Source organism: Metapseudomonas resinovorans, assembly GCF_002003485.1.
GTDB lineage: Bacteria > Pseudomonadota > Gammaproteobacteria > Pseudomonadales > Pseudomonadaceae > Metapseudomonas > Metapseudomonas resinovorans_D.
Map to the genome: position 1 here is coordinate 90194 of NZ_BDMA01000023.1, position 13364 is coordinate 103557.

The following is a 13364-nucleotide window of genomic DNA, read 5'->3' on the forward strand; positions in this document are numbered from 1 at the left end:
GCACGACCTGGCGAAAGCCCCGCTGAACGGGCGCCCGGCGATCTTGGCAAGGGCCTTGCTCTGCACCCGGCAATGCACACTGCCGGATTCGCCCGATGCTGGTCATCCACGAACGAATAGAGGCCCAGTCGAGCTGGGACGAAGAGCTGCTGCTGACCTATGAAGCGCGCAGCAAGAGCCGTTTGCGCTGCTTCACTGTGAAGGGCGAAGACGTCGGCCTGTTCCTCGAACGCGGCCAGCCGCCCCTGCGCGGCGGCGATTGCCTACGCAGCCAGGACGGCCGAGTGGTCAAGGTCAGCGCCCGTCCCGAAGCCCTGCTCCACGTCACCTGCGCCAGCGCCTTCGAACTGACCCGCGCCGCCTACCACCTCGGCAATCGCCACGTCGCCCTGCAGATCGGCGAGGGCTGGCTGCGCCTGCTGGACGACTACGTGCTGAAGGCGATGCTCGAACAGCTGGGCGCCACGGTGGAAAACATCGAGGCCGGCTTCCAGCCTGAACACGGCGCCTATGGTGGTGGCCATCACCATTCCCATCAGCTGGAAGCCGACTTCAGCTACGCGCCACGCCTGCATCAGTTCGGTGTGCGCACGTGAACAAAGCCTGGCAGCTCCTGCGACTTGCCAGTCCGCAGCTGCCGATTGGTGGCTACAGCTATTCCCAGGGCCTGGAGTTGGCGGTGGACTCGGGACGGGTGCACGACCCGGACAGCGCCGCGCGCTGGATCAGGGATCAACTGCTGCTCAACCTTTCACGCTTCGAGGCGCCCTTGCTGCTGGCCCATTGCGAAGCGGCGGCATGCGAGGACTGGAACGAGTTGAAGCACCTCGCCGAGCGTCACCGCGCCAGCCGCGAAACCCGCGAGCTGCAGCTGGAAAGCCGGCAGATGGGCTACTCCCTGCAGCAACTTTTGCATGACCTCCCCGAGCAGGACGACGCCGCACGCCAACTGCTGGGCGAACTGGAAGAACCCGGCCTGGCCGTGGCCTGGGCCCTGGCTGCCCGTGCCTGGACCATCGCGCCGCAAGACGCCCTCGCCGCCTGGCTCTGGGGCTGGCTGGAAAACCAGCTGGCAGTGCTGATGAAGACCCTGCCACTGGGCCAGCAAGCCGCCCAGCGCCTGACCTCCGCCCTGCTGCCCAGCCTGGAGCGGGCGCAGCGCGAAGCCAGTGAAATCCCCCCGACCCTCTGGGGCAGCGCCGCCTTCGGCCTGTCCCTGGCGAGCATGGCGCACGAGCGCCAATACAGCCGTCTGTTCCGTTCCTAGGAGATGCACAGCACATGAACAGCCAACCTTTGCGCGTCGGTATCGGCGGCCCGGTAGGTTCCGGCAAGACCGCCCTGACCCTGGCCCTCTGCCGTGCCCTGCGCGAGCGCTACAACCTGGCGGTGGTGACCAACGACATCTACACCCAGGAAGACGCCCAGTTCCTGGTGCGCAACGAGGCCCTGGCGCCGGAACGCATCATCGGTGTCGAGACCGGTGGCTGCCCGCACACGGCGATCCGCGAGGACGCTTCGATCAACCTCGAAGCCGTGGAACAGCTCAATCGCCGCTTCCCCGGCCTGGACCTGATCCTGGTGGAGTCCGGCGGCGACAACCTGTCCGCCACCTTCAGCCCGGAACTCTCCGACCTGACCCTCTACGTGATCGACGTTTCCGCCGGCGACAAGCTGCCGCGCAAAGGCGGCCCCGGCATCTGCAAGTCCGACCTGCTGGTGATCAACAAGGTGGACCTGGCGCCCATGGTCGGCGCTTCCCTGGAAGTGATGGACCGTGACGCACGCAAGATGCGCGGTGAGCGGCCCTTCGTGTTCAGCAACCAGAAGGTCGGCCAGGGCCTGGACGAGATCATCGCCTTCATCGAGAAGCAGGGCCTGCTGACCAACTAACTCCCCTCTCCCACTGGGAGAGGGGCCGGGGCGGGCCGCGTGCGGATGAGGGCCTTGTCCCACCACTCTCGCTCTCATGTGAAAGGAGCTTCACCATGAACCTGCGCAAATCGCTCTTCGCCATCGCCCTGTTCCTCACGCCGGCCATCGCCTTCGCTCATGCGGGCCACGACCATGCCGGGGTGATGTCGGGCATGGCCCACCCGGTTACCGGACTCGATCACCTGCTGGCCATGCTCGCTGTCGGCCTCTGGGCCGCCCAGCAGCAAGGCTCGGCGCGCTGGGCACTGCCGCTGACCTTCGTTGGCACCATGTTGCTGGGCGGCTTGCTGGGCTTCGCCGGTATGGAAATGCCGTTGATGGAAAGCGGTATCGCCGGCTCGGTACTCGCCCTCGGCCTGCTGGTGGCCGTCGCGGTGCGGCCGCCGCTGTGGCTCGCCATGGGCCTGACCGCGCTATTCGCGTTGGCCCATGGCGTCGCCCACGGCCTCGAGCTACCGGACCTGGCCAGCCCGTGGGGCTACGCCGTCGGCTTCATCGCCGCCACCGCCACCCTGCATGCCGCCGGCTATGGCCTGGTTCGCGCCCTGCCGCGCGCCGCCGCGCCGCTGGTGCGCATTGCCGGTGGTGTGTCCGCGGGTGCCGGGGTGTGGTTGTTGGCGAGCTGAATCATCCGCGCCAGGAAGCGCCTTTTGTAGGGGCGAATTCATTCGCCAAGGGCAGCGCAGCTGCCCCTGCAAGGCCGCAGGGCAGACCTTCGGCCTGCTTGGCGATTGAAATCGCCCCTACAGGTATTCCCCCAAGATCGACCCACATCCCAACCCGCACACCTCCCCCTCGCCTCTCCGTCATCTCTTTGTCATAGTCCCCGCGTTTGATTCGGCACGCCCGTCCACGTCTTACGGATAAGAACAACATGAAGCGCTTCGCCCGATTCTTTCTCGCTCCCCTCTTCCTCCTCGTCGTCGCCTTGCTGGCGCTGGCCCTGACCAGCCGCCCGGCGGAACGCCCCGCCGTGCTCGCTGGCCTGGGCGACCACCCCCTGGTCATCGCCCATCGTGGCGGTCGCGGCCTGTGGCCGGAGAACACGCTGTTCGCCTTCGAGCGCGCGGCTGCACTCAAGGTGGACATGCTGGAAATGGACCTGCGCCGTACCCGCGACGGCGAGCTGGTGGTCCTGCATGACGCACGGGTGGATCGCACCACCAACGGCGACGGCAAGGTGGCCGACCTCTCCCTGGCGGACGTGCAGGCGCTGGACGCCGGCTACCGCTGGAGTGCCGACGGCGGCGAGAGCTATCCCTACCGTGGCCAGGGCATTCGCATTCCCACCTTCGCCGAAGTGCTGGAGCGCTTCCCGGAGCAGCCCAAGGTCGTCGAAATCAAGGTGCCGGACGTGGGCATGGAGGAGCAGCTCTGCGCCATGCTGGACAAACACCAGCAGCGCCAGCGTGTTCTCGTGGGAAGTTTCTACGAGCGCAGCCTGAAGCGCTTCCGCGAGGTCTGCCCCGGCGTCGCCACGTCGGCCGGACCGACATCGGTGCGCCTGCTGGTGGCATTGAACTGGATCGGCCTTGGCAGTCTGGTCAGTCCCTCCTACCAGGCCCTGCAAATCCCGGAAAGCAGCGGCGGCCTGCAGGTGGCCAGCGACAGGCTCATGCGCACCGCCCTGCAGCGTGGCCTGGCGGTGCAGATGTGGACCATCAACGAGCAACCGGCCATGCGCCACCTGCTGGACATGGGGGCGAATGGCCTGATCACCGATTACCCGGATCGCGCCCTGCAGTTGCTGGGGCGCTCGACGCGCATCACTTCGCTGAGCGATTGACCGCGAAACCCGCCCAGGTCTGGCTCACGGGCATCAGCTCCAGGCTGTTGATGTTCACGTGGGCCGGCTGGTTCATGATCCAGAAGATGGTTTCGGCGATGTCTTCCGGCTGAATGGCTTCGGCGCCGGCGTAGGTGGCGTCGTACTTGGCCTGGTCACCGCCGAAACGCACCAGCGAGAACTCGCTCTCGCACAGGCCCGGCTCGATATTGGTGACACGTACGCCGGTGCCCACCAGGTCGTTGCGCAGGTTCAGCGAAAACTGGCCAACGAAGGCCTTGGTGGCGCCGTACACGTGGCTGCCGGGATAGGGCCAGTTACCGGCCACCGAACCCAGATTGACGATGCTCGCCCCACGGCCATGGGCGATCAGGTGCGGCAGCAGCAGGCGGGTGCTGTACATCAGGCCCTTGATGTTGGTGTCGACCATGGTGTCCCAGTCATCCAGGTTGCACTGGGTCGCGGGCTCGGCCCCCAGCGCCAGGCCGGCGTTGTTGATCAGGCCACGGATCTTCTCGTACTTCGCCGGCAGGCCGGCAATGGCGGCTTCCATGGCCTTGCGATCACGCACATCCAGCTCCAGGGTGTGCACATCGGTCAGGGCCGAGAGCTCATCCTTGAGAGCCTGCAGGCGTGAGGCGCGGCGGCCGGTCAGCACCAGCGACCAGCCGGCCTGGGCGAAGCGCCGGGCACAGGCTTCGCCGAATCCCGAGGTGGCGCCGGTGATGAAAACGGTGGAAGTCATGCTGTTCTCCTTGCTCTGGGGCACGGGCCCGTTGCGATAGACCGGCATAGGTTACGACATCCACAGGGACGAACTGATGGCGAAAAAACCATCACCTTCGTGTAACCCTCGCCGGCACTGGGCCTCAGCTGTTACTCCCAAGCTTATCCACAGCTTTCCACACAGCAGGCGGGGACAACTCGATAGCAGGGGCGCAGCCGCCAAGACACTGTATAAGCCACTGTTCATCCGGCATAAAGCCCACCTGAACAATTTCTGAGCAGGGCTTTTAGAGCTACGGACTGCGGGGCGTGGAAGCAACTGCTCCCAAGTTATCCACAGAGCGCTGCACAGAGATTGTTATCAACTTCCCAAGGGTGAATGAATTCGCCCCTGCAAGGCGTTCGCAGTGATCTCCATTGCCGGTGGATATCTCCACTTCGGACAAGCGGGACTGGCGCCCTCTTCCATCGGCCTAGACTTGCCTGCCTAGCCACAGAGGAGATCGGGTCATGGTTAAAGTCGCGTTGCTGGTACGTCTGGAAGCCAAGCCAGGCAAGGTCGCCGAAGTGGAGGATTTCCTTCGGGGCGGCCTGCAACGGGTGCAGGAAGAGCCCGATACCACGGCCTGGTTCGCCCTGCGAATGGGGCCGACGACCTTCGGCATCTTTGACGCCTTCGCCAACGATCTCGGGCTGCAGGCGCACATGGCCGGAAAAGTGGCGGAAGAGCTGATGGAGCGCGCGGACGAGTTGCTCAGCGAGCTGCCGCAAATCGAGCGCATCGAGGTGCTGGCGGCGAAGCTGCCTCAGACCGAACAAGCGGATGAACTCTAGAACCTGTAGGGGCGAATTCATTCGCCAAGGGCGGCGCAGCTGCCCCCCGCTTGGGTCGTGGGCAACCCTTCGGGCTGCTTGGCGAATGAATTCGCCCCTACAAGGAGATGTCGCTACACAGTACCTGCCAGCAACACCTGCGCCGCAATCAGGTCTTCCAGGGCATAGCCCACGGACTTGAACAGGGTGATCTCGCTGTTGGTCTGGCGATGGCCACGGCCGTGCAGCAGGTCGGCAAGTTCGACGTGTATGGCTTGCTCGGTGATGGCGCCCTCGGCGATGGCGAAAATCAGGTCCCCGGCCTCTTCAAGAGCACCGGCACGGGTGTCGACGACGATGCGCGAGCGGGCCACGGCGGCACTGTCGGTTTCCCGCATGGTCGGCAGGAAGGCGCCCACCAGGTCCAAATGGGTGCCCGGCCGCAACCAGTCCCCGAGTACCAGCGGCGACGTGGACGTGGTGACGCAACTGATGCAGTCCGCCTGCTGGGCGCAGGTCTGCAGGTCGGGCGCCACCTGCACCGGATAACCCTCCTCGGCGAGGGAGCGCACCAGTTCGGCGGCCTTTTCAGGGTGACGGCCCCAGATATCCACACGCTCGTACCGGCGCACCACGCAGTGCGCGCGAACCATGTGCGCGGCCAGGGTGCCCGTGCCCACCACCAGCAGCCGGCTGGCGTCATGCCGGACCAGCGCGCTGGCGGCCAGGGCCGAGGTACAGGCGGTGCGGCGAGCGGTGAGTTCGGAGGCTTCCAGCACCGCCAGCGGCCGGCCGGTGGCGTCGTCGAAGAGGGTGAAAAGCGCGGCGACCGAGGGCAGGCCCTTTTCGCCGTTGTGGGGATACACCGTTACCAGCTTCACGCCGACACCCTGCCCCTGCTGCCAGACCGGCATGCAGAGCAGCGTGGCGTCTTGTGGCAGGGCATGGCAGGCGCGCACCGGGGCCTCGGCCGCGTTGGCCAGGCCGTGGCGCAGGGCCTCGATCAGTTGTGGATAGTCCAGCGCCGCAGCGACATCGGCGTTGGTGAAGAAGCGCAGGGTTTGCATCGCGGACTCCCTGGTAGAGCTAGGGTGAGCAAACATCCCTCTCCCCCGGCCCCTCTCCCTTAAGGGAGAGGGGAGATGATCCAGGGAGAGGGAGCAGCGTCGGTCAGTGACCGCCGAGGTAGGCGTTGCGGACTTCCTGGTTACCCAGCAATTCCTCGCCCGTGCCGCTCATGCGGATTTCCCCGGTGACCATCACATAGGCGCGGTCGGAGAGTTTGAGCGCATGGTTGGCGTTCTGCTCGACGAGGAAGATGGTCATGCCGGTCTGGGCCAGTTCCTTGAGGGTCTGGAAGATCTGCTTGACCACAATGGGCGCGAGACCCAGGGACGGCTCATCGAGCAGCAGCAGCTTGGGTCGGCTCATCAGCGCGCGGGCGATGGCGAGCATCTGCTGCTCGCCGCCGGACATGGTCATGGCGCGCTGGTTGCGTCGTTCCTTGAGGCGCGGGAAGAGGTCGAACATGCGCTGCATGTCTTCATCCGCATGGTCCATGCCGACGGGGATGGTGCCCATCAGCAGGTTCTCTTCCACGCTCATGTCGGGGAACACCCGGCGCCCTTCCGGCGACTGCGCGACACCGTTGGAGGCAACGTAGTGCGCCGACCTGTGGGTGATATCGGTGCCCTGGTAGACGATCGCGCCATTGGCAGCGCGCGGCTGGCCGAAGATCGACATCAACAGCGTGGACTTGCCCGCACCGTTGGCACCGATCAGGCTCACCGTCTCGCCTTCGTTGATGTGCAGGCTGACGTTGCGCAGGGCCTGGATGGGCCCGTAGAAGACGTCGACATCCTTGAACTCCAGGAGGGGTGCACTCATGCCACTTCCTCCTCTTCGGCGCCGAGGTACGCGGCGATCACCTTGGGATCGTGGCGGATGTCGTGGGGGTTGCCTTCGGCAATCACTTCGCCGTGGTCCAGCACCACGATGTGGTCGGAAATGCTCATCACCATGCCCATGTCGTGTTCGATCAGCAGAACGGTCTGGTCGTGTTCGTCGCGCAGCTTGCGGATGATCCGGCTGAGCGCTTCGGTCTCGGCCGGGTTGAGGCCGGCGGCGGGTTCGTCGAGGCAGATCAGCTGCGGCCGGGTGCACATGGCGCGGGCGATTTCCAGGCGCCGTTGCTGGCCATAGGAAAGCTCCCCGGCCAGGCGGTTGGCGCAATCCACCAGGTCGACCACTTCCAGCCAGTAAAACGCATGGTTCAGGGCGTCTTCCTCGGATTTGCGGAAGCCCGGCGTATTGAACACACCTGCCAGCAGGCTGCGGTTCACCCACATGTGCTGGGCCACCAGCAGGTTCTCCACCACCGACATTTCACGGAACAGGCGGATGTTCTGGAAGGTGCGTGCAAGGCCTACGCGGTTCACCAGGTGGGTGCCGCCGAACATCTTGTAACGCAGGCGGCTGGCGAACTGCGCGGGGTTGAAGAAGTCGGTGGGCTGGAACGGCTCGCCCAGCACTTTGATCACGTCGGTGCTGCTGCTCCGGGTATTGAGCTGGATGCGTCCGCCGGTGGCCTTGTAGAAGCCGGTCAGGCAGTTGAACACGGTGGTCTTGCCGGCGCCGTTGGGGCCGATCAGCGCGGAAATCGAACCGCGCTTGATCTTCAGGCTGACATCGTTGAGCGCCTTGATGCCGCCGAAGTGCATCATCAGGTGCTCGACGCTGAGGATGTTTTCGTCGCTCATGGGGCTACTCCTTTACGCGGGGTGAAGCCGACGCGGCTGATGCGGATCAGCCCGCGCGGTCGCCAGATCATCATCACCACCATGAGCACGCCGAAGAGCAGCACACGGTAGTCGGCGAAGGTGCGCAGCAGCTCCGGCGCGACAGTGAGGACGAAGGCGGCGATCACCACCCCGACGGTGGAACCCATGCCCCCGAGCACGACGATGGCGAGGATCAGCGCCGACTCGAAGAAGGTGAAGGACGAGGGGTTGACGAAGCCCTGGTAGCTGGCGAAGAAGACCCCGGCCAGGCCGGCCGTGGAGGCGCCCAGCATGAAGGCCGAGAGCTTCACCAGCACGTGGTTCAGGCCCATGGCGCGACAGGCGATCTCGTCCTCGCGCAGCGCTTCCCAGGCGCGCCCCACCGGCATGCGGGTCAGGCGGTGCTTGATGTAGAGGACCAGCAGCACCACCAGGAAGAGCACCACGTAGATGAACAGGAACTTCAGGTTGGGGTTGTAGGTGAAGCCCAGGAACTCGTGGATGGGCACCCCCCCATCTTTCGCCCGGCGGCCGAACTCGAGGCCGAAGAAGGTCGGTGAGGGCACCGACATGCCGTTCGGGCCACCGGTGAAGCTCAGCCAGTTGTTGAGGATCAGGCGAATGATCTCGCCGAAGCCCAGGGTCACGATGGCCAGGTAGTCACCGTGCATGCGCAACACCGGGAAGCCCAGCAGTGCGCCGGCCAACGCCGCGGCAACGGCGGACAGTGGCAAGGCGGACCAGAAGCCCAGTCCCAGGTGCTCGTAGCCCAGCGCCAGGCCGTAGGCACCGATGGCGTAGAAGGCCACGTAGCCGAGGTCGAGCAGGCCGGCGAGACCGACCACGATGTTCAGGCCCAGGCCCAGCAACACGTAGATCAGGCCGAGGATGACCACGGTGAGCAGGTATTTGCTGGCGAAGAACGGGAAGATCACCGCCGCGACGATCAGCAGTGGGATGACCCAGCGCAGCCGGCTCTTGTAGTCGGGATCACGCACGTGAACGCCGGAACCGGTGGATTCGAAGCGCTGCATCAGCACTTCGCCGCGTGGGGTCTGCAGGTAGAGGCTGAGGAAGAAACGGCCGAGCATCACCACGGCCATCATCACGCCAACCCGATTGAACTCCAGGTTGAAGCTGTAGCCGTCGAGTACCACACCCATGATGGGGCCGAAGACGATAAGGGCGAGCAGACCGGCGATAACGGCGTCGATCAGGCTCTTCTTGAAATCCAGGGGTTTCCTGGCAATGGCAGAAGTCATGACTACACCTTGGCGACGTGCGGGCGGCCCAGCAGGCCTTGGGGACGGAAGATCAGGATCAGTACCAGCAGCGAGAAGCTGAACACGTCCTTGTAGTCCGTGTTGACCATGCCGGAGAACTGCGCCTCGGCGATGCCGAGGATGATCCCGCCGAGCATGGCGCCGGGCAGCGAGCCGATACCGCCGAGCACCGCGGCGGTGAACGCCTTGATGCCGATGATGAAGCCGGCATAGAAGTCGAAGGTGCCGTAGTTCATGGTGATCAGCACACCGGCCAGGGCGGCCATGGCAGCACCGATGACAAACACGTAGGAGATCACCCGGTCAGTGTTGATGCCGAGGATCGACGCCATCTTGCGGTCCTGCTGGGTAGCGCGGCACATGCGGCCGAGCTTGGTGCGCTGGATGATGTAGGTGAGCACCGCCATGCCGAGGAAGGCCGCCACCAGGATGAACACCTTGGTGTAGGTGAGCTGCACGAAACCATCGCCGATATGGAACTTCAGCGCGCCGTCGAGCAGGGTGGGCACGCCTTGCTGGCGGGCGCCCTGGCTGAGCTGCACATAGTTCTGCAGGATCAGCGACATGCCGATGGCGGAGATCAGGGGCGCCAGGCGGGTGGAGTTGCGCAGCGGCTTGTAGGCGATGCGCTCGATCACGAAGCCATACACGCCGGTCACCAGGATGGTGAACAGCAGGGTGCCAAGGATCAGTAGCGGGAAGGACTCGAGTCCGAAGAAGGCCAGGATGGCCAGGGTGATCGCGGCGATGTAGGCGGAGATCATGTACACCTCGCCGTGGGCGAAGTTGATCATGCCGATGATGCCGTAAACCATGGTGTAACCGATGGCGATCAGACCGTAGACCGACCCGAGGGTCAGCCCGTTGATCAGTTGTTGCAGGATAATACCGTCCATCACTCTGTCTCGTCTTTTGGGGGTCCGGCCTTGGGTTCGGCCAGCTCCCGCGAGTGGAATCAGACGGGCACCACTGAATTACCGGATCGGGAGTGGATCACTCCCGGCTCGAGCAGAATAGGACTTCAGCAGTTTCCCGGAATGCACCGACCGGCCAGATGCGGGTGGCATTTGGCCGGTCAGCCGAGCTATTTCCAGTCAGGATCGAAGAAGCGATCCCGCCGGCTATTACTGCTGGGCGTATTTACCTTTGTCATCCCACTCGTAGATCACGTAGTCGGAGACTTTCAGGTCGCCCTTGGAGTCCCATTCCTTCTTGCCCATCACGGTCTGTACCGGATGGCTCTTCAGCCATTCGGAGGCCTTGGCCGGCTCGTTGGAACCGGCGCCGTTGAAGCCGGCAGCCAGGGCTTGCAGGGTTGCATAGGCGTACAGGGTGTAGCCTTCCGGCTCGAAGCCGCCAGCGCGGAACTTCTCGATCACCGCCTTGCCGTCCTCGATCTTGCGCGGATCGGCGCCGAAGGTCATCAGCACACCCTTGGTGTATTGCGGGCCGCCGGCGGTGGTGACCAGTTCGTCGGTCACGATACCGTCGCCGGAGAGGAACTTGGCGGTCAGACCCTGTTCACGCATCTGGCGAACCAGCGGGCCGGCTTCCGGGTGCAGGCCGCCGAAGTAGACGACCTCGGCGCCGGAGGCGCGAATCTTGGTAACCAGGGCGTTGAAGTCTTTCTCGCCGCGGGTCAGGCCTTCGTACAGGACTTCCTTCACGCCGCGTTTGGCCAGCTGCGCCTTGGTGGCATCGGCCAGGCCCTGACCGTAGGTGTCCTTGTCGTGGATGATCGCGACCTTCTTGGCCTTCAGCACGTCGATGATGTAGTCGCCGGCGACGATGCCTTGCTGGTCGTCACGGCCGCACATGCGGAACATGCCGGACAGGCCGCGCTCGGTCACTGCCGGGTTGGTCGAGCCCGGGGTCATGGCGATGATGCCGGCCTCGTCGTAAACCTCGGAAGCGGGAATGGTGGAGGAGGAGCAGAAGTGACCGACAACGGCGATGGCCTTGTCCTGGTCGACCAGACGGTTGGCAACGGCTACGGCCTGTTTCGGCTCGCAGGCGTCGTCGGCTTTCACCAGTTTGATCTTCTCGCCGTTGATACCGCCGGCGGCGTTGAGATCTTCGGCGGCCTGGGAAGCGCCGCGCCAGTATTGTTCCCCGAACGAGGCGTTCGCGCCGGTGTGCGGCCCGGCAACGCCAATGACTACGTCAGCCTGTACAACGGAAGAAATGCCCAGCGCGGTGGTAACCGCCAGAGCCAGAAAGCCTTTTCTGAAAATCTTCTGCGACATGGAGTTTTGCTCCTGAGGTTTTTTAGGGTTAGCGCTCGTGTTCAGCAAGTGGCGTGCCATTAATTCTTGTAGTTGCTCCGCGCCCTGAAAGGCTGTCCCACCTCCTACGCTTCTTATTTTTATTCTTTTAAATCAATAACTTCCAAATAAGGCCGTTTTATCTTCAGGCGTGCCTGGAAGCCCCACGGCATCAGTGTGCCAGCAGATTCGCTAACAATAGACTCGCGGTACTTATTTGCACATCACTGGTGCGCGAATTTTCCCACCTCGCACTGTTACCGTTCCCCCAATCCTGCAAGAAAGTTCCTACTTTCCGAAAGCCGTGCAGTGAATTTTTTTGCTACCCGCGTCACGCGTTCAATAACCACTCCGAGCTTTTCGTAGGGTGGAAATCGCTTTTCATCTCCACCATTCGATGCCGGCCCTAACGCCCATGGTGGACCGGTGAAGCGTGGTCCACCCTACTCCGCCAAGCCCCTACCTGTCAGATCACCACGCGCAGGCACTGACCCGCGTGGTAGAGCGAAAAGCCCGCTTCGTACAGCGAACTGCGCAGCCCCACCGCCGCCACCGCGCGCATGGGTTGGAAAGGCATCGGCAGGACCGTCTCGTCACCGCTGAGCAGATAGTCGGCGAACGCCTTGCCCACCACGCTGCCGGTAGTCACGCCGCGACCGTTGTAGCCGGTGAAGGCGAGCAGGCCGGGCGCCGGCTCGTAGAGGCGCATGAGGTGGTCGGGGGTGAAATCGATGCAACCGGTCCAGGTGAATTCCCAATCCACCTTGCCCAGATACGGGAAGTAGTGGCGCTGGATCCGATCGGCCCAGGCACGCAGGAACCAGTCTGGCTTGCGCGAACCGTTGCCCAGGCTGCCGAGCAGCAGGCGGCCGTCGGCGTCGCGGCGGATGCTGCTGAGCACCTGACGGGTATCCCAGGAACCCTGTCCGCCCGGCAGGATGCGCGCGGCGGCCTCGCCTGAAAGCGGCGTGGAAGCCACCTGGTAATAGAAACCAGGGAAGAAATGGCGGCGCAGCTCCGTCCACTCGCCTTCGGTGTAGGCGTTGGAGGCGATCACCACTTGCGGGGCGATGGCGACGCCGTGTTCGCTGACCACGCACCAGTTGGCGCCTTGGCGCTCCAGGCGCAGCACGGGCGTATGTTCGAAGAGCTGGCCGCCGAGGTATTTCACCGCACGGGCCAGGCCACGGGTGTACCCCATCGGATTGAGGGTGCCGGCGCGGCGGTCGAGCAGCGCGGCGGCGATCTTGTCGGTGCCGGTGGCTTCGCGGCAGGCGTTGCCGGTCAGCAGCTCTACCGGCGCGCCACGCCGTTGCCACTGCTCGCAGCGACTGGCGAGGTCGGCCTGGCCGCGAGCATTGTGAGCCATGTGCAGAGTGCCTTCGCGGCGCAGCTGGCAGTCGATGTCGTAGCGGTCCACCAGGGAAAACACCAGCGACGGCGCAGCGCCCAGGGTGCGATTGAGGCGCTCGCCGACCGTGTGGCCGAGGCCGGCTTCGATCTCATCCGGCGGAATCCACATCCCCGCATTGACCAGTCCGACGTTGCGCCCGGAACCGCCATGACCGGCGGTGTGAGCCTCCAGCAGGCAGACACGCTTGCCCGCCTCCAGCAGGTGCAACGCAGCGGAGAGGCCGGTGAAACCGGCCCCGATCACGCAGACATCGACCTTGACCTCGCCGTGCAGCACAGAGCTTTCCGGCAGTTGTGGCGTCAGATACTCCCAGAGGCATTCCTGGCGCAGGGTCATGGATAGCAGTCCTTAGGGCCGGAACCC

The 13364-nt window shown here is 64.4% G+C and carries 14 protein-coding genes; 6 read left to right on the forward strand and 8 right to left on the reverse strand.

What is annotated here, in order from left to right; translation table 11 throughout:
- Nucleotides 1-95 precede the first annotated feature (95 nt).
- From ureE to MnOB_RS08100, 5 genes are all read left to right on the forward strand, one after another.
- The gene (gene ureE / locus MnOB_RS08080) at nucleotides 96-596 is read left to right on the forward strand and encodes an urease accessory protein UreE (RefSeq protein WP_077523709.1); all 501 of its coding nucleotides are present in this window, start codon (nucleotides 96-98) and stop codon (nucleotides 594-596) included.
- Nucleotides 593-1267 carry an urease accessory protein UreF gene (locus tag MnOB_RS08085; RefSeq protein WP_077523710.1) on the forward strand — a complete coding sequence of 225 codons (675 nt, stop codon included), beginning with the start codon at nucleotides 593-595 and terminating at the stop codon, nucleotides 1265-1267. Before ureE ends, MnOB_RS08085 begins: the two co-directional genes overlap by 4 nt.
- 14 nt (nucleotides 1268-1281) lie before the next feature.
- A complete protein-coding gene (gene ureG, locus MnOB_RS08090) occupies nucleotides 1282-1893 on the forward strand; it encodes an urease accessory protein UreG (protein ID WP_077523711.1) in 612 nt (203 codons plus the stop codon).
- A gap of 95 nt (nucleotides 1894-1988) precedes the next feature.
- Entirely contained in the window at nucleotides 1989-2561 is a 573-nt protein-coding gene (locus MnOB_RS08095; RefSeq protein WP_077523712.1) for a HupE/UreJ family protein, read from the forward strand.
- Between the two features lie 248 nt (nucleotides 2562-2809).
- Nucleotides 2810-3721, forward strand: a complete 912-nt coding sequence (locus MnOB_RS08100; RefSeq protein ID WP_077523713.1) for a glycerophosphodiester phosphodiesterase family protein — start codon at nucleotides 2810-2812, stop codon at nucleotides 3719-3721.
- Here the strand turns inward: MnOB_RS08100 and MnOB_RS08105 are convergent.
- Complete coding sequence (locus MnOB_RS08105; protein ID WP_077523786.1) at nucleotides 3702-4466, reverse strand: SDR family oxidoreductase; 765 nt, start codon at nucleotides 4464-4466, stop codon at nucleotides 3702-3704. The genes MnOB_RS08100 and MnOB_RS08105 overlap by 20 nt on opposite strands.
- A gap of 491 nt (nucleotides 4467-4957) precedes the next feature.
- Between MnOB_RS08105 and MnOB_RS08110 the strand changes: the two genes are divergently transcribed.
- The gene (locus MnOB_RS08110) at nucleotides 4958-5281 is read left to right on the forward strand and encodes a putative quinol monooxygenase (protein ID WP_077523714.1); all 324 of its coding nucleotides are present in this window, start codon (nucleotides 4958-4960) and stop codon (nucleotides 5279-5281) included.
- A gap of 113 nt (nucleotides 5282-5394) precedes the next feature.
- On the opposite strand, the gene lhpI is transcribed toward MnOB_RS08110, so the two are convergent.
- The 7 genes from lhpI to amaA all read right to left on the reverse strand — a co-directional run bounded on the left by lhpI (nucleotide 5395) and on the right by amaA (nucleotide 13337).
- Nucleotides 5395-6327: a bifunctional Delta(1)-pyrroline-2-carboxylate/Delta(1)-piperideine-2-carboxylate reductase gene (gene lhpI, locus MnOB_RS08115; RefSeq protein ID WP_077523715.1), complete on the reverse strand. Its 933-nt coding sequence runs from the start codon at nucleotides 6325-6327 to the stop codon at nucleotides 5395-5397.
- Between the two features lie 103 nt (nucleotides 6328-6430).
- Nucleotides 6431-7147 (reverse strand): ABC transporter ATP-binding protein, encoded by a 717-nt coding sequence (locus MnOB_RS08120; protein WP_077523716.1) that lies wholly within the window; start codon nucleotides 7145-7147, stop codon nucleotides 6431-6433.
- Nucleotides 7144-8019 (reverse strand): ABC transporter ATP-binding protein, encoded by an 876-nt coding sequence (locus MnOB_RS08125; protein ID WP_077523717.1) that lies wholly within the window; start codon nucleotides 8017-8019, stop codon nucleotides 7144-7146. The genes MnOB_RS08120 and MnOB_RS08125 overlap by 4 nt, the downstream gene beginning before the upstream one ends.
- A complete protein-coding gene (gene livM / locus MnOB_RS08130; protein WP_077523718.1) occupies nucleotides 8016-9302 on the reverse strand; it encodes a high-affinity branched-chain amino acid ABC transporter permease LivM in 1287 nt (428 codons plus the stop codon). The genes MnOB_RS08125 and livM overlap by 4 nt, the downstream gene beginning before the upstream one ends.
- Before the next feature lie 2 nt (nucleotides 9303-9304).
- Nucleotides 9305-10219 (reverse strand): ABC transporter permease subunit, encoded by a 915-nt coding sequence (locus MnOB_RS08135; protein WP_077523719.1) that lies wholly within the window; start codon nucleotides 10217-10219, stop codon nucleotides 9305-9307.
- 228 nt (nucleotides 10220-10447) lie between these two features.
- Nucleotides 10448-11569 (reverse strand): branched-chain amino acid ABC transporter substrate-binding protein, encoded by a 1122-nt coding sequence (locus tag MnOB_RS08140; protein WP_077523720.1) that lies wholly within the window; start codon nucleotides 11567-11569, stop codon nucleotides 10448-10450.
- A gap of 484 nt (nucleotides 11570-12053) precedes the next feature.
- Nucleotides 12054-13337: an L-pipecolate oxidase gene (gene amaA, locus MnOB_RS08145; protein ID WP_077523721.1), complete on the reverse strand. Its 1284-nt coding sequence runs from the start codon at nucleotides 13335-13337 to the stop codon at nucleotides 12054-12056.
- Nucleotides 13338-13364 lie beyond the last annotated feature (27 nt).